The organism is Gimesia sp. (assembly GCF_048260065.1).
Lineage (GTDB): Bacteria > Planctomycetota > Planctomycetia > Planctomycetales > Planctomycetaceae > Gimesia.
Genome location: NZ_JBLXHC010000010.1, coordinates 119,264 through 145,162, shown reverse-complemented (window position 1 = coordinate 145,162; position 25,899 = coordinate 119,264). Strand labels below are relative to the sequence as shown.

General features: G+C 49.1%; 4 protein-coding genes. 1 reads left to right on the top strand and 3 read right to left on the bottom strand.

Going from position 1 to position 25,899, the window contains the following annotated elements:
* Positions 1-7 precede the first annotated feature (7 nt).
* Both ACN0YN_RS18845 and nadC read right to left on the bottom strand, forming a co-directional pair.
* The gene (locus ACN0YN_RS18845; RefSeq protein ID WP_417386553.1) at positions 8-2,359 is read right to left on the bottom strand and encodes a hypothetical protein; all 2,352 of its coding nucleotides are present in this window, start codon (positions 2,357-2,359) and stop codon (positions 8-10) included.
* A 52-nt stretch (positions 2,360-2,411) separates the two neighbouring features.
* Positions 2,412-3,302 (bottom strand): carboxylating nicotinate-nucleotide diphosphorylase, encoded by an 891-nt coding sequence (gene nadC / locus ACN0YN_RS18840; RefSeq protein ID WP_417386552.1) that lies wholly within the window; start codon positions 3,300-3,302, stop codon positions 2,412-2,414.
* 169 nt (positions 3,303-3,471) lie between these two features.
* Here nadC and ald point away from each other — a divergent pair, with 169 nt between their 5' ends.
* Positions 3,472-4,578 (top strand): alanine dehydrogenase, encoded by a 1,107-nt coding sequence (gene ald / locus ACN0YN_RS18835; RefSeq protein WP_417386551.1) that lies wholly within the window; start codon positions 3,472-3,474, stop codon positions 4,576-4,578.
* Positions 4,579-4,643: 65 nt separating this feature from the next.
* Here the strand turns inward: ald and ACN0YN_RS18830 are convergent, their stop codons facing one another.
* Complete coding sequence (locus ACN0YN_RS18830) at positions 4,644-25,505, bottom strand: Ig-like domain-containing protein (protein WP_417386550.1); 20,862 nt, start codon at positions 25,503-25,505, stop codon at positions 4,644-4,646.
* Between the last annotated feature and the right edge of the window lie 394 nt (positions 25,506-25,899).

Here is a 25,899-nt window from a genome sequence, read left to right as displayed (position 1 = left end):
TGAAACTTCAAGGTGAAGTGGCGACCGGAAAAATCTGAGCTGTGATGAAATAGCGCTCACCTTCGCGCTCTACGACCAGTTCCGGTGCCCATTCCAGCAGAACCTTCAAGTCTCGTTTACTGAATGTATCGAGATTGCGGAAACTGAACCGGTTTGGCAAAGGCTGTTTGAGAACGCCTTCCTGGACCAGCTTTTTAAAGCGGGCAGGAGTGACGTAATCGGAGTATCCATAAGAGCCCGGGAGTCGGTATCTTAATATTTCTGCCCAGTTCACATACACATAGGCAATGTGCTCTGTTTTGAATTTCGCTTCGATTTCACTGGCCGGTTTCATTTTCAGTGCTTTGTCCGGCGTGTCTGATTTGATTTCCGCAGTCCACAGCTTGAAGATATCTTCGTCAAAGACAGTGCTATACACGACCGGGAACTCTGCATAAAACAGTTCGGCGTCGCCAACCGAGAGCACAACCTGATCCGGTTTTAACTTCATCTGATTCAACAGCAGAATTTCCGGTCCAGTCATCTCGATCGCAAACTTTTCTGCATGACGCATGTCGTCCAGATAAGCGTTGTATCCACTCAGACCGCTGGTCGTGATTCCCAGGTTGAACAGGACTGCCAGCAGAATGGCCGCCGACAGACTGACTTTCCAGATCGTACGGGAACACCAGGTCGCTCCGATTCCCGCCAGGACGGCGACCACTGGGATCATGGGAATCCAGAAGCGGTCGATCCGATGCGTAAATACCCACCAGGAAAGAAACAGAAATCCGACATAAATCCAGAGCCAGAAAATCAGACGACGATGCTGGGTTTTCAGGAATGCCAGTGGTGCCAGGCTGAAAAGCAGCGGACTTAACCAGTCGCTTTTGAATGTGACATCAATCAGTTTCACCACCAGATCAACGGGATTGTGATCTTTGGGACTATGCCCGCCTTTCCATTTCTGGTTGAGTGTTTCACTCAGGTCGGTTCCGCCAAATACAGAATAGAGTAACGGGTAGACCGGGTTTCCCGTCTCCACCAGGTTTTTCAACAGCCACGGTCCAATGGCGAGCAGCGTTCCGGCTGAGAACAGGACGGCCAGCTTGAGCGTGACGGTCTTTCGCAGTTTTTGCTCCTGTTTTAACAGAACCCAGCTGAAACCCAGCAGTGTCATGCCCAGGGGAATGACAACGGAAAGCACTCCCGGATACTTGCAGGCCATTGCCGAGCCGGACAGGAAACCGGTCAGACAGGTAAACGCCCACAGAGAGGAGGGGGGAGCCGTCTTGAGTACAGAGGAGTTTGCGTCATCCGGTGATTCAGGTTGCGACCATTTGATCAATGCTTCAATCGCAAGTATCAGGCTCAACAGACTGGCGATCAGATAAAAAGAGAGTGCACCTTCGGTATAGGCAATTATCGAAATCCGATACGTCCAGGGAGTTGTCAACAGGATCGTCACCGCCAGCCAGCCTGCATGCGCACCGAACCAGCGACGGGCAGTCGTAAACACGGCCAATGCGGAGAACAGGGAAAACGTCATCAGAATCAGTTTGCCGGCCTGCGCACCCGAGAACCAGTCTGCTTTTAATGTCATCGCCAGCAGCGTCAACATCTCAGTCAGGAAGGGGAAACTTGTATAAATATTGTGAGGCAGAAAACCAATATATCCCTGCTGATAGTATTCTTTCGGGCCACCAAAATGATATTCCAGTACATCGTAATCGGTCGAAGGCAGCATCGAACCCAGTAACATGCTCAAAACAAACGGTGACATGAGCAGGATGCAGATCATCCGAAACAATTCCTCATACCCAAAGGCTTCCGGCAGCTTGAGCTGGAATGGAATCAGGGTTCCCGTTTTCTGTTTTGATTCCTGAACTGCAGACAGGAAGCCGATCAGGGCTGAGAGAATTAACGTCAGGTAACAGAGTCCTTGTGAAAGGATTCCCAGCAGTCCGCCTCCCAGTGTCAGCAGGGAAACCGTAGAGATCCCAACTCCATATGCAAATACGGTACGCTCTGCAGTGAAAGGATTCGGCGGAACTTTGATGAGTCGGGTCAGCAGGATACCCAGTCCCCAGGCGCCAGCGAGGACGGTCAAAGCAATTCCCATCAAAGGTAACCGCTGCGGAAAAAAGGCCCAACCTGAGGGAGGGGCATTTTCAACGGGCAGAGGGTCAACCAGATCAATCAGCAGGACGGGAAGATAAGTAAATACATCCCAGCGGCTGGTTGCCGGATTGCTGTTAGGAAGGGTGAAACTGATGAAGGCGATAAAAAACAGCAGCAGCCAGACAATCGCGCCACGCACATACAATGGGCGGTCCTCAAGAGGAGCGAGAGCAGTGTCGTTGGCAACCGGGTTTTTCATGGGTGAAGATCTAATCGTATTGAAAGGTAATCTGGAATCGCAGGAGTTTTCATCAAGTACGGCGTTTCCAGTCGAATCCCAAATCCAGTGAAATCACAGAATGTGTGAGCGCTCCCACACTGATGCGTTCGACACCGGTTTCTGCCACACTGCGGAGACTCTCAAGCGTAATGCCTCCGGATGCTTCCAGCAGCGTTGTCGGCGAATTAGCGTTCCGTAACTCAATCGCCTGTTTGATGATCTCTGGTGTCATGTTATCGAGCAGCACGATCTCGGGTTTTGCCTGTAACGCATCCGCCAGTTGATCCAGCGTGTCCACTTCAACCTCTATCGGTTTCTGACCATTGACTGATTCGCGTGCCTGCTGAATCGCAGCGGCAATGGTCGGTTGAGAAGCGCGAGATGCCCAGCCCGCTAGATGATTGTCTTTAATCAGAACCCCATCATACAGACCCATGCGATGGTTCGTACCTCCGCCGGCAGCGACTGCATATTTTTCCAGAACGCGCCAGCCAGGAAGTGTTTTGCGCGTATCCAGAATGGTTGCGTTCGTCCCGGCGACCGCTTCCACATATCGGGCCGTGAGCGAGGCGACTCCACACAGATGCGTCATAAAGTTTAATACAGTCCGTTCACCAGTCAGAATTGAAGCAAGAGGGCCGGCACAAGTCGTAACGATTGAACCTGGTTCCAGCGTCTCTCCGTCTGAGAGATGATGAGTGCAGACGACTGCAGGATCCAGTTCACTGAAGATGAGTGATGTGATCGGAGAGCCGGCCAGGATTCCATGTTGTCGCGCGACAATCTGGATTTCTGCCTGATCCGACTGGTCAATCAGTGCCTGGCAGGTCAGATCACCTGTCTGCTGCAGATCTTCTTCCAGAGCGAGTTTGATGAGAGTTAAGGCTGCCTGTTTCTGGATGTCAGTGAAGGGAACGGTCACGGCTAAAAATCGAGCTTTCCTGCTAAGTGTCTCTGTAATGTTAATCTATTGCAGTGTTTAAGATTCAAGACGGCAATAAAATTCAGACGAATAATAAGAAAATAAAGCGTATAATGTCTATGGTCGTATCATACCAGTCTGCAGTCTGAGATGTAATTGGGAGAAGAGCATGATTATTGGAGTCCCTCGTGAAATTAAACAGGATGAGTATCGCGTAGCATTGATTCCGGTGGGGGCCGAAGAGCTGACAGCTGCCGGGCATACCGTGCTGATCGAACGAGGGGCCGGTCTGGGAAGTGGGATTCCCGACGAACTCTATGAAGAGAATGGGGCCGAGATTGTCGAAACGGCAGAGGAACTGTTTGCCCACGCGGATATGGTAATCAAGGTTAAAGAGCCTCAGCCAACAGAATGGGCTCTGTTGAAACCAGGCCAGATACTGTTTACCTATTTTCATTTCGCCGCTGATGAGAAATTAACGCGTGGCTTTCTGGAGACGGGAGCTACTGCGGTTGCCTATGAAACCCTGGAAGGCCCGCATGGTCAACTGCCTTTGCTGACACCGATGAGCGAAGTCGCGGGCCGAATGAGTATTCAGGAAGGGGCAAAATATCTGGAACGTCCGCAGCTGGGGCGCGGGATTCTACTGGGAGGAGTCCCCGGTGTTCCCCCTGCGCACATTGTCATTCTGGGAGGGGGAGTGGTTGGAAAAAACGCAGCACAAATTGCCGCAGGCTTTCAGGCGGATGTCGTGATTCTTGATATCAATGTCGACCGACTACGGTACCTGGAAGATATCATGCCTGCCAATGTGAATACCCTTTATAGCGATCGACACAATATCCGGGCAGAACTGGAACTGGCCGATCTGGTGATCGGTGCGGTATTGATTCCCGGAGCCCGTGCGCCGGTTCTGGTTCCTCGGTCCGCATTGAAAATGATGAAACCTGGTGCCGTGCTGATTGATGTTGCCGTTGATCAGGGGGGCTGTATCGAAACGACGCGGCCGACAACGCACTCCGATCCGACATTTGTGGTCGACGGTGTTGTGCACTATTGCGTGGCGAATATGCCCGGTGCAGTCGGTCGTACGAGCACCTATGCTTTGTGTAATGTGACGCTGCCATATGCACTCAGACTCGCCAATCAAGGCTTGAATACGGCCTGTGCACAGAACCACGGCCTGCTGACAGCGGTCAACGTCCATCAGGGGCAGGTGACCAATCGTGCGGTCGCTGAAACCTTTGGGATCGAATACAAAGAGTTCAAACCATAAAAAAAGAGGCGAGAACCAGGTTCTCACCTCTTGGGTTTCTATGGAATCGATTCGTCGACGGTCGCTTAAATCAGTGGGCCAGACCAGTCGGCAAATACACTATCCAGTTCTTCATCGACAACTTCGGAATCCCGAACATCATCCAGATCAAATTCAGGATTCAGGCTCAGTTCCAAGGTAGAATCTTCTGGTTCCAGGTCGTCTGATAGATCTGTTTCATAAGTGACATCAAACAGGGAACCGATCTGAAGATCCTGGTCCACGGACTGTTTCACAATCAGGCTTGAACCTGAAGGTGGCAATGCAGGGCTCAGATACCAGGATGGTAACTCGTCTGACTGCAGTTCCGCTGGTTGAGATGTTTCAGAGGCGATTTGCTGCTGCTCTGGTGCAACAACAGGTTTCGAAACAGGAACCTGGGGTTGTTCTGCAGGTGCAGTAGTGGCTGTTGAAAGGCTTTGTATCGTGGTAGCCGTCAATGGTGCACTCAATGGAACGATTACTGCTCCGTCTGCACTGTTGTAAGCGGCCTGCAGTATTTGAATATCCAGTGCGGAGATCATCTTCCTGGTAGATGGATCCAGGGTAGCACCCATGATGTCGTCCGGATAGAACGTTTCGTCGATATGCAGCCCGTCATCAGACAGTGGAGCAACAAAATCCCAGCTGACAAATTGAACCTGTCCGGTATCACTGGTTTCTACATGATCCGTGTAAGCGGAATAACTTGTTGTGAAGCCGGCAGCGTGACCGATTTCATGCAGAAGCACCGTATAGAGATCATAGTGACCTTCTGCAGCCGAGCCGGCAATCGCCAGGCCATTACTGTCGAATGCCTGACTATCCACAGAGGAGTACCAGCCCAGGCCGCCGGCATCGTCATCGATGTAAATACGACCTTTAACCGGAATCCCGTTTTCATCAAGTTCCAGAATATGGCCTTCACCCAGTTGTTGACCACCCAGGTCAGTTACGACGACTTGAACCGCCAGGTCAGGATTTCCTGTTGCGGTTTTCCATTCATCGGTGGCTGCATCAATCAATGTCGACAGACTGTCGCTACCAGCGGTGGTGATCTCAGACCCATACCATTCCTGCGGGAAGTTAGGCGGGAAGGAAACCTGTTGTCCGTTGTCTCTGGATTTGCCGTAATTCGATACCAGGAAAATCAGGTCTCGATAGTTCACCAGACCGCTCTTGTCAAAGTCAAGCGACCAGGCAAGACCAGACTTTGCATCTACCACGGAAGTACCATAGAAGGAAGTCAGTGTGATCAGGTCACGGTAATTGATAAGACCATCATCGTTCAGGTCGAACGGCACAGCCCAGAGTTCTGTATCCAGTATTTCGCCCGTAGAAGCAGTGACGCCACCAAAGTCAGTGACATCCAGAGAGGCGTTGATGACTCGGATACCCAGGTTATGCGGGCCGAGGAAGCCGGTCACTTGATCGATGGCAACGTTATCCTCGCCAATCGATTCAAATTTGACGCGTGCCAGCAGGACCTGTCCACTGCCACCGAGGTTCCCCTGGCCGTTCTGACCGCTGATACCGGAGACGATGCCCGCCTGATCATCAATGCTGGCTGAACTGGAACCACCAAAAGCAGAACCAAACTCGACCTCGGTTGCGGTAAAGTAGTCAGTATTGTATTCCAGATCGAAGTTACCGCCACTGATGCCCGAACCATCGCTGGTATTACCCCAGACTTCAACCCAGAAGCTGTCCCATTCATCGATCCAGTCCACACTGTCAGGCACAGAATCGGTTTCGCCATTCGCATCGGTTGCTGTTGGCGTTGTCACCAGCGAAGTACTGATAGTGGTATTCGGAGATGCCGTCCCGGTCAATGGTGGGCCAGCAGGATCCAGAATGGTACCGGTGGCGGTTGCGGAAGGAGAGAATTCCAGAATCTGTAAGCCGCTGAAGGTATCCGCGACAAACGCAAGTGTACCTGTCACGAACAGACTGCGGGCACTGCCGGGGGTATCAAACGTGTTCGCAATATAGCCTAATGCTAAATCGATGACCTGTAGACCTGCTGTTCCATCAGTCACATAAGCAAAGTTACCAACGACCTTCACACCAGAGGCGATACCGGGAGTATCCAGAGTATGGTGAGGTGACGCGTTAAACGGGTCAGAGATATCGATAACCTGCACACCACCTTCACGATTCGCCACATAGGCAAAGTCTCCCACAATATCGAGACCGATCGCGGCACCACCGGGCGTAGCGACTGTCTTGTGATGTGTCAAATTTCCATTGGGAAGTGTGGGATCTGAAACATCGATGATATGCAGCCCATTATTACCGTCTGTGACATAGGCTATGTCGTCTCTCACAATGACACCACCTGCCAGTCCACCGGGAGTGGAAACTCCAAAGCTGCCTAAAATCGTGGGCGAGACAGGATTTGTTATATCAATGATCTGTAATCCACCACCGTTTCCACTATCGTCAGCAACGTATGCCAGTGTCTGGGCACCTTTTACCTCGACAAAAACGCCACGGGCACGGGCGGGAGTGGCTATGCTGCCTACAAATGTGGGATTCGCAGGGTTCGAGATGTCAATGATCTGTAAACCTGCTTCGCCAACTGCCAGATACGCCAGGTTGCCGACGACATCAATTCCCTGGGCAATTCCCTGCTGGTTAAAGTCGTAGGCACCGACGTGAACCGGGCTGGAGGGATTACTGATATCGAAGATCTGTAATCCGCCATCCCGGTCAGCAATGTAGGCGTAGTTCCCCACAACATCGACGGCAATAGCCGCATCTGTCGTTGCAGAGCTACTGCGAGAATCAATGCTGGTCAGGTAGACCGAACGTGTGCCGGCCTGCAGACTCGACAGGGTCAGGTCAAAGGTTTCCGGACTTTCCACAATCGTATCAGGAGTCACGTTGACATTGACTATCTGTTGAGTTTCATATGCAAGAAACGTCAAAGTATCAGCGAACGGGGAGTAGTCGTCTAATGCGATGGCAGTACCATCAAAGGTTGCCGCATCGACGGTAATATCAATATCAACCGGGTTGGACAGTGTAACGATAAACTGGAAGGGACTGTCGTTTTCCGTGCCAATCACAGGAGAGATTGACAGGGTCGCCGAGTCGTCGTTGAGGATCGTTCCTGTTGCAGCAATATCGGTTAAAGGAATGGTGGATTTCGATACATCACGCCCCACGTTATCCAGGATACCGAACAGGACGGAGAACTCTTCATCACCTTCCACGACATCTTCATTGTTGATATGAATCGTGAAATTCTTGGTTAATGGATCTGTCGTATTAAAGTTCAGAATCAGTGGTTGATCAACGTCGATTGCCGTGTAGTCGTTCTCATCTAAGAGCGAAGAGACTGCTTCCGTATAAATCTCAACTGAAATATCCGTGTCGACCGGGTTAGACAGTGTTGCGGTAAATGTCATATCGCCGTCTGATTCGAGCTGGGTCACATCATTGATGGTGATCGTCGCATGATCATCGTTGATGATGGTACCGGTCGCGACGGTGGGTGACAGAGAAACATTCAGCCCGGCATTATTCAACTGGCTCAAAAGTACTCTGAAAACTTCGTCTCGCTCTACCTTGTGATCCTCGGCAATCAAAACGGTAAAGGTTTGAGTTGTTGGCGGAGAAAGTGATGTCGCATTTCCGGCAAATGTAAACACTTGAGGACTGACAGAAATATAATCACCATCGGCAACCGTTGCATTTCCAATAGCCGATCCAGGCAGATTTATACCGTCCGCCGTAGATGCGGTGAAACTGACATTCTGAGAGATTGCCGCGGAAAGATTGACATTAAACGTCAGGCTGGTGTATCCAGGCGGCGTGTTTGGAGCAGGAGTTCCTTCATTGATTGATGCAGAAGTGACGCTGATGATTCCTTTATCGAGACCGTTCTGGATGATTCCGATGCCTTCGGTTCCCGATGTGACATTCCTGCTGTTTGTTGCCAGGTTATCCATTGAAACTTTGAAGACTTCGTTCAATTCCACAATGCTGTCATTGACCACATCGACATCAAAGTGGAATGTCTGCTCTTCTTTGTTAAACGTAATCGTATAGGGGGAACCGGTTGTTAGAAAATCGATATCAGCAAGTGCGGCATCGAGCCCTGGGAATGCTAAGAGTTCTGACGCACTCAGACCCTCGGCGTCCGCAGTTAAAGTGATCGTCGTATCTACCGGTGCCGTCAGGCTTGCCGTGAATTGGAATACACTGCCGTTAGCTTCTTCGGTTTGAGATACTCGGGAGATATTGACTTGAGCAGTGTCCGTGTTTTTAATCGTACCGGTTGCCGAGGTTTTTCCCAGGGGGTCTCCAATGAGATCGGTGAGGAGGACAGCACGGTTACCAGCGGACAGGCTGTTTTCATCAAGTGAAACAGTGAACTCTTCGTCTAATTCAACGACATTGTCATTGTTGATGAAGACAGTAAATGTCTTGAATCTTTCACCTTTACCGAAGATCAATTCATGATCTGAGACCGGGGTGTAGTCATTGTCAGAATCAAAGCCTGAGAGCGCATTGGAGAGGGCAGTGCCATCCGCTGTGTTGACATTGATCGAAACTTCTGTATCAACTTCGTGATCCATCTCAACCGTAAATGTAATCGAACCTGCTTCTTCATTCCGGCTTACATCCTGGATATTAAACAATGCCTGCTCATCGTTAAGTATTGTTCCCGTCGCTTCGGTTGTTAAACCTCCACCAGCTAGTTCCACGTCGAAGTTCTGGACGTTCACAAGATTGCTGAGCAGGACGGTTAAACGTTCGTCAAGTTCAACAGTATCGTCGCCAATGATCGTGACGGTAAACGTATCGGAGGTAGAACCCGCGGCGAAAATGATTGTATCACTAGATGAAATATAATCATTGTCAGCAACTGTTGCTTCCAGATCCAGTGTTGCAGCATCGATTTCAATCGTGCCCGCAACCTCGTGATCCAGACTGAGTGTAAAGGTCATTGTGGTCGTGAAACCGTCGTCAGATTCCTGAACGTCATTGCCAGTGATAGACAAAATCGCTGAATCATCATTATTGATTACTCCGCGACCGTCGGTTCCGAACCTTACGTCCAGGCCACTGGCGGAGATCGAATTGATGATGACATCGAAATACTCATCCAGTTCGACGGTTTCGTCACCGTTTACCTGGACGAGGAAAGTAGCGGATTGGGTGAGTGCATTAAAGATGATTGAGCCATTGGTGATCGCTTCATAGTCGTTCTCGCCAACGTTGTTACCTGTATTTACTGCACCAGTTGTACCGGTTCCATCAGCAGTGGAATAATCCAGTGTGACTGCGGTGTCAACCTGGTTGGAGAGAGTAACGGTAAACTGCAAATTGCCTGTCGTATCACCTTCATCCTGAATAACCGTATCAATGTTCAAGATCGCGAAGTCATTGTCGTCGATGGTGACGACAGCGGTATTCTGAGTACCAATTACTGCATTAAACGTGACATCGGTAATCGCCAGATCAATCGTTTCATTAAATTCGACAACATCATCACCAATGATCGTGATGGTGTAAGTCGCCGTAGATTGATTAGCAGCAAATGTCACAGGTGTGTCGTCATTAATCGCGACGTAATCGACGCCAGAAGTCGCTGTTCCCGTTTTAAGGTCTGATATCAGAACGGTGGATTCAGCCCCAATTTTATCTCGAGTCAGGGTGATATTGATAGTTGTGATCGTACCCTGGTCTGTTTCGGTGACTGAGTACGTTGCTGATTCAAACTGAACAGCTGGAGGATCGTTGACGGTGATGTCGATGACATCTATGTCGAATTCTGCCGGACCGTCAAAGTTGGTCAGGTCGCTGGTGGTCATCGTCAGCGTGGCTGGCGTAGCGCCAGACATGGATGAATAATAACCGGAAACAGGAGTCCAGATGGTATTTTCCAGGGCCGTGTTTACATCGTCAATTAACCCTCGGAAAGTGAACGTGGTTTCGCCTCCGGTTCCGGTTCCAACGATCATCTGCACATTGGCTGTTGAACCCAATGTTAAAGTTCCATTGGCGGCGGTTAAAGTGACTTCGACCAGTCCATCCCCCAGAAACGCATCCGGGTCTGAAACTGTTAACGCATTTCCATAGGCGGTGCCGAAGTATAGCGGCGTTTCCGACTCCGTACTGACGGCAGTATTTGGACTGTCTGGAATTGGCGTCCCGTTGAAGTTATTGAGCGGTGGGTCGTTGGCCCCGTCTGTAACGACAATCGCAAACGAGGTGGTCAAGTCAGTCTGGTTTGGTTGCAGCAGATTGCCGGCACGGTCGGTGATTCCTGTAGCAGCAGAATTATCGACATTGATTGTATAACGCGTATCCAGTTCAAAGACACCAGCAACTGCCGAGAAAATCGCTTCATTGGTGTTTGAGTTATAACTGAAGAGATAGTCAACCCCTTCCACCAGTGTCCGTGTTCCAGTGCTGGTTTGTGCGGTCAGGATGAACTGCGAGGAGTTAATCTGAGCATCGTCAATGCCAATGCCGGTGTCCCGCAGTTCAACAATCATGCTGGTAAACAGTTCCGGATTTGCAATGTAGACCTGAGTAGCGACTGGGTCCAGGTCGAGTCCATTCACATCATTATCTGGTGGTAAAGTGATGGTAGCTGTCGGGCCGACAAAATCAGCTCTTTCAATTGCACCACGATCCTTGAACACGTTCGATCCGAGCCCCGGAGGAGGTGTCTGGCTCGCATCGTCAATACGCAGCTGGCCGAAGACATCATAGCTGGGGGCAAATACGTCAGACGCCGGGATTCCCAGCGGTGTTTTCACAGCGGTAAAGAGCGGACGATCAGCCAGACGGTTTAGAGAACTGTCGATGGCTTTCGAATTATCAGCCAGGTAAAAGTTTCCAGCAGCAGCATCAACAAACAGTGCATCGGTATCCAGTAATTCAATCGCGTGGGTGCCCACGGTTCCGTTTACCAGGTTCCCCTGGAACAGGTTTGCGTCAACTACGACAGAAGCACCACCGATTGTCTGAACGTTGATACCATTGACGGCCTCGGCAACGATATTATTGACAATCGTTGCACTGATACGACTAAAGACATTGATTCCCTCCAGACCACCATAGATCGTATTATTCACAACTTTGACGACAGGAATCACACTTTCCGGGAAGAGAATATCTCCAGTAAGGTCAATGCCAGCGAACGTTGAATTAACAATGAGATTGTTCTGCAGTACTGCCCCGGGAGCCAACAGCTGAGTATTCAAAGTCGGCAAGACCCGCGTTCCCCCCTGATGAGGGAAGTAGCCTTCAAAGACATCGCCACGTACGGTTTCGACGACAATACCATTTCGAGAACTCTGGATCTGGTTCCCTTCAATCAGGACCATACCCTGTTCGCGATGGAAGTTGTCATCTCCCAGTAAGCCATCTTCTGCCACCAGTCGATCATTCGTGTCGAAGAGTCTGGCGATCTGAATGTTCGACTCGGTTTTGTCGGGAAGGACTCCATATTCTGTACCACGCCTGATTTCAAGGTTGTAACTTCCTGTCAGCAACTCATTGGCGGCATTGCTGGATTCAGTATTCCCTGTTCCGTAAACATCGAAGAAAGCCGTTGATACGTTTGCGTTGGTGACCATCTCACCACGTTCAGCAAAACCAACGATGATATCGTCGATGTAAAACCCTTCGCCCGTGTTGTTCTGCCCACGTCTGCTGCTGTTAAACGCAGACTCGACGTTACCGTGTATGTCTGAATCAAAGTCTCCATGCTCACCAATCGACCCGGCAGTACTGTAATCGAAGCGGAGCTTTAAACCGGACTGACCGGCAAAAGCAGACAGATCGATGCGCGCCTGACGCCAGACATTATTCGCAGTGTCGAAAAGTTCCTGAACGTAATCACGACCAGTATCATCGCCGTTCGTATTTTCCGATGCTGTGTGCGTGATATACGTAGGCAATTCCCAATTGTCAGTTGAAGTTGATTTTGTAGAGTTGTTTGTTGCAATTAAGTGCCAGGTACCAAATTGATCCTGTAAATAAACACGGGCGCTGTCTCGCATCTGGTTAGTTGTAGATGAATTTGTTCTCTCAGTGTCCAGAAAATAATTGAAATAAATGGTAGGTGCATCATTGGCTGAATAACCATCCAGACTGAATGTGTTGGTTGTCAGACTTCCCAGAGCGCCCCCGGGAAGATTAACGTTATTACCAATATTAGAGTTACTGGTCAGGTCAAATAGAACATCATTGTTATAAATTCCATACTGTGAATTATCAGCTCCTGGCGTATAAGTTAAGTATGAATTTTGTGTCGATGATCCTGGTATATGGTATTGTTCCAGACCAAAGTAAAAGCTGATCGCCCCATCCTGCTGAGAAAAATCATTATCGGAATTTTCTTTATCCAGTGTCAGATCAACTTCACTAGGCAGACGGCTGTTATCGGGGGCAGCATTAATACCGTGTCCGGCTGTTGTCCCCTGACGTTGTGTCGTATGCCAGAGATTAAAGTCCAAGGGTGAGAAGGCAATACCTGAACTTGAACTAGTAGCATCAGATGATTGTTCGGTGCCATTATTCCCAAATACGCTTACCAGAGCGCCGTTGTTATTAGTGTCAAGCGCAACAAGTTCCCCGGACTCAGTAACTGCAAACACATAATTTTTGTATGTACTTTCAAAAAGATTTTGGGGACCTAAGGCAGCTCCAGAAAAATTGAGTCCATAACTTTGTCGTAGTTGTGCACTGGTGTTGTCTGTACTGGAAACATTAATTTCTAGAACATTTCCATTTTCTGTTACACCGTATAAAGGAGTCCCCCCATTAGGACTTGAGTTAAAAGATTTGAAGGCCATACCAGTAACCAAATCATCAAAAACTGGCGTCCCATTTCCATTAATTGTGGTATATGTTCTAGGAGTTGTTGTACCGAGCCCAAGTGCCTGATAGCCATTCGTACTGGCATTTCCAATCATTCCAGCCCTGATATATTGTTTGGCTGATAGCGAATCATTTATTTGAGCAACAATCTGTCCAAGATTCCACGAAGTAGAGCCACTACTATCCCCATCTAATGTGATTGTAATAGAAGCTGTACCTACACTGATTGAGTTAGAGGTACCGTGCTGAAATCGGACCTGAATATTTTCACCGCTCTCACCAGGCACGACAGATTCAAAATATAATGTACCCCTGCGCGGTGTGGAATTAGTATCAGTGATTTCTCCTGTAGAAACATTTGCTGCAGTAATATTGTTTCCCTGAAGCAGATAACCGCGGAAGCCATTCACGAGTGTGCCACTACTATTACTATTTCCAATAACAGCTCCTGTAGCAGGGGTTGCTTCATATAATTTTTGGAATTGAACGCTATTTCCTGAATTATCACGCCCTGATTCTGTTACCGCGTAATATAACTCGTAAGTAGGAGTTGTACTTGTACTTCCTACACGTGCATATGTCATTGCCTCGATACTACGTGTATCAGAGTCTACAGGGGCATTAGTAAGGAGTTTTAGTTGCCTGCTGAGATTTGCAGTTCCTTGAGTGTATTGAGTTCCAAGAAGTTGATTTCCTGAAATAGTAGTTATGTTTACTGTGCCAACAGGATTGTCAGGTAAATTTCCTGAAGAATCGATTTCAATTAACTGATTATTTATGATACCGAACAGTCTACCATCAGATCGCATTACAATGTCAGAAATCTGATGCGTTGAATCAACGCCTGTTACGTTTCCAATGGAAGTTTCAATGTTTCCATACTGAGGATCCATTGTCGACAAATTCAAACCATTGGTAGTGAAGAGCACGACATCGGACAGATCAAATCCGGTGACGTGAGTGTCAATTTCACTATCAGTGATATCAAACAGTTGAGTGTCTGGTTCAATATCGACTCCATTCGACGAGTAACCCTGAGAACCGATGTGATCTTCTACAATTCGCTGGAGGGAGTTAATTGGTTCCAGGCGAACCTGAGCATTCGAGTTTGAGCCGTTGTAGGTTGATTGCAAGGATGACGCGAGTCGAGTGTTGGATGTGACGGCGACATAATACCTGCCGGCTTCCGGAAGTTGAACACTGCCGATGAACGGATCGAGTGTGCCGAATGAACCTCGGGTCAGATCATCCGCATCCGCTCCCTGTCCGATGCCCGGCTGATCGTCGGCGACATTCGATTCACGGCTGACAAAAATGAGTCTCCCGTTGGAATCAAAGACTGAGAGCGTTGTATCTGCTCGACCAAGTCCGTCTGCATAATCGATATCGAATACCGTTGCCCAGGTTTTTCCACCGTCATTGACGTCTTCGGCTCCCTGGAGGTCTTCAAAGGTGATCTCGAACTCATATAAATCGACTTCACCTTCAGAGGTAAGTTCGCCACTCACGCCAATCGTATTCCGGTCGCTGGCCAGTAGATTTCCCAGGTTCTGGATTCCTGATCCGATTTCAACGGTTTCATTCACCAGAGGGGAGTGAGCTGGAAGGCCTGCCAGATAAATGGCGTCTGTGGCGTAGCGGATATCAGAATAACGGACGGTAGAACCGGGCTCTTCATCTACCTGTCGCAGTCGTACCTGTAGTTGGTACTCGCCATGAGATTGTCCCCCGTTACTGCTGACCCGGACGAAATACGTCGTCAGGATTCCGTCCATGCCGGGAAGTACAATTCGCATACCGGCATCATTGGGATTGCTCGAGTAGAAGTCGCCACCGAAATTAGGATTCTCAATCAAGGGGTTTGGAGTCGTCGCAAATGGAGCCGTTCCTGCAACGCCATCGGTGTTAGTATTGGCCACTGCGATGACACGTCCGAGTGGGTCCAGCAGTTCAATGACAGTATCCAGCGCGAGGTTGGTCCGGTCGATGTCGATCCAGATTTGAGTACCCGCTTCGGCATTAAAGCTGTAGATATCTTGATCATTTGAGTTGTTACTGGCGATAGAGCCATGGACTTCGAAACCAAGTCTGCGGTTCTCATCTCCACTCTTTTCATCCGGCGCCAGTTCTCCCAGGAATTGAGCTTTGCGGATGAGGGCATTGATGTCACCATTGCCATCCAGCACTGCCAGCTCATTTTCATTATAGATGGCGACATTACGATCGTGGCTCATTTCCAGGAACTGCAGCCCAGTCCAGTCACCGGCTGCCGGATCGGATTGCGTGCTAAATGTATTGTCAACAAATGTTCTGGTTACGCTATTTCCATCCAGATCGATTCCGGAACCAATGGTGTCGTCATAAATGGATGTTAGAACAACTGGATTTTGCGGCGTACCAAGGATCTGCACGATACCACCAATACGGTCGTCGATATTTGCACCATGCCCAGTCGCCGTGAAACCGGCACCGGAACTCAGTTTGACAACCAGGCTGGCATCTGTTGAACTCTGAAGCCGTAAGCCGCCGTATGTGTGGAAATTATCAACGGTGATTGTGTTGTTTAAGATATGGTCAATGTCCGTATCGTCCCAGACGGATTCGACAGTCAGCAGTTCCCCACGAACGACCATTCCCAGAATGCCATCTACATCCGGGTCATCTATCAGGAACTGATTCAGGCGAACCATGGGGCCTGCGTTGCCAGCCAGATAGTCAAAGGCGTCGATGGGACCAGTTGATCGTCCATAGTCGTCCAGGATATCTGACTTCAGAGAGTTGGCATTAATGTCGATCACACTGCCGCCATTATTGACGAAACGGTTGTTGACAATAATAGGCTGGGCACCACGCACAAAGATCGTGGTTGCTTCATTTATGCCGAGGCCGTTGCGGTCTGTAGAGGAAGCGTTTCCTTGATTTCTTTCGAATAATGTGTTGGTTAAACGCAGATCAGCCTGATGGACTTCGATGGCGTTGACAAAATCTGAAAATCCTTCCAGGGGAACTTCACCGCCTCCATAGGCGATAATGGCATGGTCAATAGATCCATAAGAAGTCTGGTTGAGAATGATTCCCCCCCAGTTACCTGCCTCCGCTTGACTTTCGTTTACACCCTGGCTGTCGTCGTTGGTCGTATCGAATGTTCCACCGGCACCGTAGCGGTCATCATACAATGACGTGAAGATAACAGGAGACTCTTCAGTACCTTCTGCAATGATGCCCGCGTTCCCTCGACCTGTCTGAATTCGGGCTCCCCCGAGTTTCACGACCATGCCGGCATCAAAGATGACGCTGCCACTGTAACGTGCCTGCAAGCCTGTTCCCGTATCGATGGGGCCACCCGTTCCGGCTTCGATGAACAGGTTTTCTGTAATGATGTGGACGATGTCGGTATCGTCAAAACGTGCCGTGACGTTAACTTTGTCGATGTCCTGTCCAAACAGTGTTTCACTGCGAATGAACAAACCGTTGAGTGAGTTGTCGATAATTGTGTTACCGTAAATATCAGGACCGTTTCGCTTCAATGTCTGATCATGGTTGAAATCACCATTCTTCATTAGAGTGACATCAAAACTGTTAGGATCTGCTGAGATCGCGGCATTCGCGCTGTTAGTGATCGTATTGTATGCCAGCGTGGGACGTGCTTCCTGGATATGGATCGGAGCAATCGTCTGAAGCACTGAATTGACAAATACCTGACCACCACCATAGCTGATATCGGCATTGGCGATGTAATTCAGGAAGACAGAGTCGTCTTCATAGTCGGAGTCGGCACGGAAGATAATACCACCCCAGTCACCGGCATTGGCACCATCGGAGGGGCCATCATCGTCGCCACCGACTGCGTCGTTTCCGTACGCAGTCAGGACTACCTGTGCATCAGGAGTCCCCAGAATCTGCAGGGCAGCGTGGCTGCGATCTTCGAGAGTCGAGGAACTGCCGACGTCGATCACGGTATTCTGCAGCTTGATGACGGCACCCTGGTCGATGATCACGGTCACGCCTTGTGGAACAATAATGGATTCCCCGTCTGCCAGGACGTTGAAGTCGTCATCATAACCAATCAGGTAGTTGTCACTGTCGTCTGTGGTACGCAGGTCGCCATCAGTACCACCATTACCTAAAATACGGATGACCTGTGTCGAAGCAGTTACATTATTCAATGCTTCGGAAATTGTGGAATACGCATTACCCAGTGTCCCATTACCGACGGCAGGGTTGGTCTTGTCGACATAAATCGTATTGGTAGCGTCGCTCGCGACAAAGAAGAAATCGTAGGCACCACCGGGAATACCATCAGAATCACCATCGAAATGTGTTCCCGTTTCATCCAGCAGAATTTCAATGGTATCGTTGGTGGCTGGCAGAAGTGCAGCTGCTTCATCCGTAGCCACAGGTGCATCGTTTACGCCAGCGATTTCAATCGTAACGGTTGCTGTATCGGTTGCCCCGTTTTGATCTGTGATTGTGTAAGTGAAACTATCTGTATCAGTTTCAGTTGCAGCGAGACTTTCAAATGCGCCATTGGGGTCGTAAGTGAAGGTTCCATCGGCGTTCACAGTCAGGAGTGCACCCGATACCAGTGTGATCTGGTTGCCCACTTTTAAAGGCGAACCATTGACTTTAGTAACAGTGAATGAATCAGAAGAATCTAAGTCACTGTCAGCAGTGGTCGGATTGGCGCTGAAGACGTTTCCGTCAATCACGGGGGTATCTTCATCTGTGTTGATTGTATCGTCCACTGCGACGGGAGCATCGTTCAGACCATTGATGGTAATTGTAACGGTCTGCGGGACGGTGATTCCCAGGTCATCGACGACATTATACGAGTAGACAATGACAGTCGATTCGCCAAGTGCAAGTCCACTGTAAACGCTGGGGTCAATATCCAGCGCGTTGCCATTGATTGTGACTCCACTATCGTCTCCACTGATCCAAGTCAGGCTGTCGACGTTCAAAGTGTCTGACAGATCAGGATCACTGGCATTGGTCAGCAGGTTCAGGCTGTAAGCGGGGGTGTCTTCGGTGGCGATAGAAGTGACTGGCGCTGAGACAGAGGGGTCATTATTGAGACCATTGATCGTGATCAAGACGGTGGCGGAATCGGTGCCGCCATGTCCGTCATTGATAATATAAGTGAAGCTGTCGATGTCCGTTTCAGAATCTGCCAGATGATCAAAAGCCCCGTTGGGGTCATAGCTGAAAGTTCCATCTGCATTCACAGTGAGCAGGGCGCCGGAATTTAAAGAAATGGGGGTTCCGATAATCGAATTGCCGCCACTTGTGGAGATTCCATTGATATGGGTAATCAGCAGCGTGTCGTTTGTGTCGGGATCGTTGTCTGTACCGCTGCCATTATCTGCCAGGAGGTCACCACTGATCGAACTGTTCTGATCGGTTGTGAATGCATCCGCGTTTGCTGTCGGGCTGTCGTTGACTCCGGTAATCGTGACAGTAACGGTTCCCAGCGATTGTCGTCCGAATCCATCCTCTTGCAGAACATAGGTGAATGTGTCTGTAATGGTTTCACCGGCAGACAGATAGTTGAACAGGTTACCCTGATTGTAGTCAATACTGCCATCGCCATTCAGATTAAGAGTAGCGCCGCGAGCCGATGTCAGACTCGGCAAAGAAGATACGGTTAAGTTTACTGGGCCTACACCCGGATAGCTATCATTGGCTAATACGTCAATGTTGCTGATCGTCGTATTTTCCGTGGTTTCTATCGAATCCAGACCGGCTATCGGTATCAGATTATCGGAGAGAGTCAATGTGACGGTCGCCGTGTCGAAGCCACTGTTTCCATCACTGATCTGATAATTAAAGGTTTCAGTGGTTGTCCCTGTGAGGGAATCATAGACACCATTCGGATCATACGTAAATGTCCCATCCTGATTCAGAGTCAGCAGTGCACCGGAGCCCAGTGTGATTTGGGATCCCACATCTACTGTTACTCCGTTGACTTGTGAAACAATCAGTGTGTCACTGGTGTCAGTATCGCTGTCAGCTCCGTTCCCATTATTCGGGAAGATGTTCCCGCTAAAGCTGCCTGTGTTATTTACATCAAATGCATCGTCCTGGGCCTCGGGGCCGTTGTTGACGCCATTGATTGTAATAGTCACAGTGGCTGTGTCTTTCCCGCCGTTGCCATCTTCAATGGTGTAGCTGAAACTGTCTGTCGCGGTTTCAGAAACAGCCAGACTAGCAAAAACACCATTCGGATCATATTCAAACGTGCCATCGTCATTCACGGTCAGCAGTGCACCCGAGGCAAGTACGATCTGATTATTCACACTCGCCGAGACGCCATTTACTTCAGTAACTCTGAATGTATCCGTGTCGTCAATATCACTGTCGATGCCATTTCCATTATCTGCGAACAGGTCTCCGTTGAGTGGCGCACTTTCATTTGTCTGCAATGTATCAGCTGTCGCAACGGGAGGATCATTTACACCTGTGATGTCGACGGTCACAGTGCCTATAGAGGTTTCTCCATTTTCATCTTCCAGAATATAGGAAAAGGTGTCTGCAGCCGTTACGAATTGCCCAGCGTCGAGAGCATCGAAATTCCCGGTGGGATCGTAATTGATTGTTCCATCCGCATTCAGTGTCAATGTGGCACCGCCGGCAGATGTCGGGCTGGTAAAGCCGATCACCTTCAGATTCGCATCGACACCATCAGGATCAGAATCGTTTCCTGCGACATCGATATTGGTAAGAGGGGTGTCTTCGTCCGTTGCAAGAGAATCCGCATTGGCGACCGGCAATTGATTTTCCGAAATGGTCAGGGTCACCGTGGCCGTATCAGTGCCACCAAAGCCATCGTCAATCGTGTAAGTAAAGGTCTCGGTGGCAGTCGTGATTCCTGTAATGGTTGCATAGTCTGATCGCGTCGTTGGATCGTACTCGAAAGTTCCGTCTTGATTTAAAGTGAGCAAGCCACCCGAAAGGAGTGTGATTTGATTGTCAACACTCGTAGTGACTCCTTCTACTGAAACAACAGATAATACATTGGTGGTGTCAGGATCACTGTCAGCACCACTACCGTTATCGGTAAATACGTCACCATTAAAGATCAGGTGTTTTACGATTCCGAATGCGTCCTCATTGGCAGACGGGGGATCATTCACTCCGGTGATTGTAATCGTTGCGGTCTGTGAGACTGTGCCTCCATTGCCGTCAATGACATCATAGGTATAAACGATGACAGCAGATTCGCCTTCTGCCAGTGAACTGTAGAAAGCTGGGTCAATATCCAGTGAGTTGCCATTGTCTGTTACACCCCCGTCATCGCCACTGACCAGAGTCAGATTAGTGACATTCAACGTGTCTGTCGTATCCGGATCACTGGCATTGGTCAGGAGCTCCAGGGTGAACACGGCATCGTCTTCCGTCATCGAGCCAGTCACCTCAGCTGAAACGGCAGGATCATTATTGGTACCGTTAATTGTGACAAATACGGTTGTCGTCGCCGTTCCTCCTTTACCATCTTTGATTGTATAGGTGAAACTGTCGTTGGCTGTTTCTGTGACTGCCAGGCTTTCGAAGGCACCGTTGGGATCGTAGTTGTAGGTGCCATCAGCGTTGACTGTCAGGATGGCGCCGGAGTTCAATGCGATCGGTGTCCCGATAATGGAAATACCGTTGCTTGTGGCAATCCCATTCAGGTGTGTCACAACGAGGACATCGTTCGGGTCGGCATCACTGTCGGCACCGCTACCGTTATCCGCGAAGAGGTCACCGCTGCCAGCGGCATTTTCATCGACAGAAATTGCATCACTGTTAGCGACCGGGATATGATTGATACCGGTCACAGTGACAGTGACGGTTCCCAGTGATTGTCGTCCGCTTTCATCTTCTACAATATAAGTGAAGGTGTCGGTGACGTTTTCACCGGCAGACAGATAATTCAGGATGCCTGCAGGATCATAGTTGATCGTATTGCCAGACACAGATAATGCGACGCCGAGTGCCGATGTCGAAACAGGTAGTCCGGCAAGAATCAGATTTGCATTATCTCCGTCAGGATCGTCATCGTTAGATAAGACAGCGATATTGTTAAGCGGTACATCTTCCGTAGTGGCGACAGCATCCGGATTTGCAATTGGTGTTAGATTGTCGGATAGATTCAATGTGACGGTCGCCGTGTCAAAGCCACCGTTTCCATCACTGATCTGATAATTGAAGGTTTCTGTGTTAGTACCAGACAGTCCATTGGGATTGTAAAGAAAACTACCATCTGCGTTGACTTGTAATAAGGCACCGGAGGACAACGTGATCTGGTTACCCACACTTCCAGCCAGGCCATTGACTTGTGAGATGCTAAGTACGTCAGAGGTGTCAGGATCACTGTCAGCACCGCTCCCGTTATTCGGGAAGAGGTTACCGGTAAAGGTGCCGGAAGTATTTACGTCAAATTCATCATTCTGGGCTACGGGATCATTGTTGACGCCATTAATCGTGATGGTCACAGTGGCTGTATCTGTCCCGCCGTTGCCATCTTCGATGGAGTATGTGAATGAATCGGTAGCAGTTTGAGAAACGGCCAGCCAGTCGAAGGCACCATTGGGATCATAGTCAAAGGTTCCATCAGCGTTGACGGTCAGCAGAGCACCTGAGGCAAGCACGATCTGATTATTAACACTCGCCGAGACGCCATTAACTTCCGTTACAGTCAGGATATCGCTGGAATCCGGGTCGCTGTCAACTCCCCCGCCATTATCAGTCGACAGTAAGTCGCCACTGGTTATGAGATCTTCATCGGTTGAAAATGAATTTGAAGTGGGAAGGGCTTCATCAACTGGATCGGCAGCGAAGTTGAGTCTCAACTCATAGACACCATCTGTGTAACCGTTATCGCCAGAGTTTTCAATTTCCGGATTGTAATTATCATTGCCGGTGCTGGTTACCCCTATGAAGTATGTCCCCGCAGCTAAATTCAGTTCCAGTAAAGAGTCATTACTGAAGTAGTCGTCATTGCGGGCGATGACGTTATGGTCTTCATCAAACAGCGTAAGTACGCTGTTAAGGAGACTGGAATTGGTAAGACGTTCCGCAAAAACCTCAGCACGAAATCTACCTGACTCGTTCAGATGGAATTCGTATAAGTCGATATCATTAGCGTCGTTGCGAAAAAGTCTAAGCAGATGATCGATATCGTAGTCACCTGGATAGACAGTCTGTCCAGGATCTTGCGGCAGATCACCATCCGAAGTCGGAGTCTCTGCCCCCCCCATAATTGCAGGGAGATCATATGCATGTCCGAGTCCCAGTGCGTGTCCGATTTCATGAAACGCAGTATCCATCCAGCCTCCCCCAAAGACGTTATCTTCAGGGAGTTGAAAGTCGGTGGCGTCCATAACAATGTTACCAGAGAGTGAGCCCAAAGGAGCCAGGCCAAGTACCCCTTCAGGACCCACAGGAATTCCAGTTTCGGACGCACGCAAGTCTCCGGTAACAATCGTCATTCCCTGGTTAGCCGATTCGACAAACTCGATACCGGTGTAATAGGCATAAATTTCAAAAATTTCACGTGCGCGTTGTTTCTGTTCCTCTGTGATCGCATTCTGTAATGGATTTCCTTGTGCATCGATGCCATAGAAATCGCGGAAATTGTAATAGGCTACAGTGATTGATCCCGATATAACGGGGTTGGTACCACTGTTCGCAATATGGGAATCCAGATTCGCAGGTAAATCTCTGTGGCCGGGTTCATCTCTGCCACCGGGCAGGGGAGGCAGGCCGATTCCCTGTGGTTGAATTTCAGAAGTGATCACAAACTCTTCTGAACCGGGAGTCCATACAGATGAAACATCTACACTAGTACCATTGATCTTTGTGGCGGTATCAAATGAGGAGTTCTGATCGGGAATATTTTCTACACTCAACAACTGCTTATAGGTGGTGTCGAAGAAATAGGGGGTGTTACCCGTCCCCATTGCCACGGTCCTCAGATCTCCGAGATCAGTTTCAGTGGCGACAGGTGCCGGAATATCAGTAGCCGAGTCACTACCACCACCGGCAATGATTTCCACAAAACGTTCGGCAGGATTGCCATAAGGATCTAATCTGACAATGTGGCCTGTTGAGTCGGAATAAATCAGATAGCCATTGGCATCGAAGGTAAAGTCTGTGGCTGTAGACAGGTTGAGATCAGTTGCTAAAACTCCGTCGGCAAGGGGAGTACTTCCTCCACCGGCTACTGGTATTAGTAAACTTGTCGGATTAGCCGGATCAAAGTTCAGGTCAGGAACTGTAGGACCGAAAGGAGCTGACTGGCTTGTGTGAAAATCAATGTAGTAAATTCCTGTGTCTAAGTCCGGGTAAGAAGGGAGCGGTGATGTATACCCGGAAGTGAGAATGAAAAGATTGCCCCAGGAATCATATTCCAGATCAATGATATCCATGCTAATTTCGAAAGGAGAAGTACCAAATTGAGTGGGAACTCCTGCTAGAACAAGTCCTGAATCTCCATCGATCAGAATCAACTGACCAGCACCTGAATCTTGAAAAGAAATATTTCCTGCGCTATCGATGGCTAGCTGAGCAGGACTGACTAGAGCCAGGTCTGTGGGGGCATCCCCCGTATCGGCTGTATTATCTGAACCACCACCGGCGATCAGCGTAGCCTGCTGTGTGACAGAGTCGATTTTCAAAACAATGCTGTCAGCAGCCACATACAGATTGCCGGCTGTATCCAGCGCCAGATCTCGAATTTCTATGAGACCCAGGCCACTGCCAATGATGCTGATTTTATTGGATGAATGGTCAACGCGAAGAATCTGATCTGTGCCGCCATCATTGTAGATAAAGTAATAGTTTCCAGCGCCATCGACGACGAGACTTCTGATATCAGCATTCAGATCCAGGTTTGAAATCGATAATCCGTCAGAAGGTGCGGTAGAGCCGGAGCCCGAGAGGATTGAAATCGTTTCATTGTCGATGTCCAGAGTTGTGTATGTGTCTATGTCTGTATCTTCAAAGGGCGTATCAGAAACACCGACACGCAGTCGATAATTATGCCCGGCAACCAGTGGCGTGGACAGTTTCAGTACAGTCACGTCCGATAGCGCATCATAAGTGGCAGTATAACTGGTCGTCAGCAGTGGAGTATTATTATTAAAGGTATCAATAATCTGGTAAAAGCGGGGATCGTTTGCCAGATCCGGATTCAGGTCGTCATCATTGAAATAGACCAGGATCTGGTCATCGCGGACCACCAGATTGCCATCTGCTCTGGAGAATCCGGGATCGGCAGGATTGGTCAGAGAAAATGAGATCGCAGGTGTGAATGAATCACCTGAGATCGTCAGGTCTGTCCCACTTTGTGAAATCGTCGCATAGCCACCAGTTGCCAGGAGGGAATTATTAAAGGCTTCCAGGATGCTTGAAGCGACTTGAGATTCCGAATCTGTAGCTGCATAAGCTACCTGGAGATTGTTCGCATCATTCAAACCGCCACCGTTCAGGTCCATCTCAAAAGCCACAGAGGCACCGCCCACGGTGATGGTGAAAGTGTCTCCATCCTGCAGAGCAGTGGCGTCATCAACAGACAGAACCTGCTCGCGTAAAACCGGCTGAGCGACGACAGCGACAACTTTCGCTCCCAGATCCAGTTCGAAGTTGATGATCTGATCGGCACCGTTCTGGATTCCATCGTCAGAGAAATCCTGGAATGCATCACCATTCAGATTGGCTAATGGATTGTTACCGGTTCCAAAGATGGTGATCTGGTAATGATCGTCGGGAAGGGCAGAGGCAAAGCGGACGATGACTTCATTTGGATTGTCACCGATACCGACGTAGCCGGGCTCGATCATAACTTCGTTGCCATCTGCGAAGGTTCCATCCTGACCACTGCGGACAATCTGAATGCCTCCCAGCGAAGCGGGGTCAATCTCCTGGCCGGGAGAAAAGACGAAGGTCAGTTCCTGAGGTGCTTCGTGATAGACCTCGCCGTCGGTGAGTGAGAGGTCGATATTCGGTTCGATATTGACCAGCGATGCTCCCGCCAACAGTGTGCGGTCTTCCAACTGCTCGGCAGTGGAAAAGGTGCTCACATAGTTTTTGATTCTATTTCGGCTTTGGCGTTTTCTCTGGCCTCTGCGAAGACAGTTTAACAAAGAGATAGATCTGCGAAATGACGACACGAAGGATGGGCGGCCCACAACCATGGTTTCAGTCTCTCTAGCAAATTGATGTAAGAATCAGTCAGGATTGATTCTAGATGTTATTAGTTAGCCAAAAATATAATCCTATTTTTGATTGGAAATGACAAATTCAGGAAATGTGTATTTTTCTAACAGAAAGGATTAATCCGATTCTGCCGTTATTGTTAAATAAGCTAAAATGGTCAATGTGAGTAGTCAATATAAATCTACTCAGATAAACGCGTATATCTCTAAAAACAATTGTAGCGATTGAAAGAGTCGCTGAGTACATCAGCGGAATTTC

Excerpts from the sequence above, each read along its gene's own strand:
- ald (WP_417386551.1), top strand. The coding sequence starts at position 3,472 with ATGATTATTGGAGTCCCTCGTGAAATTAAACAGGATGAGTATCGCGTA.
- ACN0YN_RS18845 (WP_417386553.1), bottom strand. The coding sequence starts at position 2,359 with ATGAAAAACCCGGTTGCCAACGACACTGCTCTCGCTCCTCTTGAGGAC.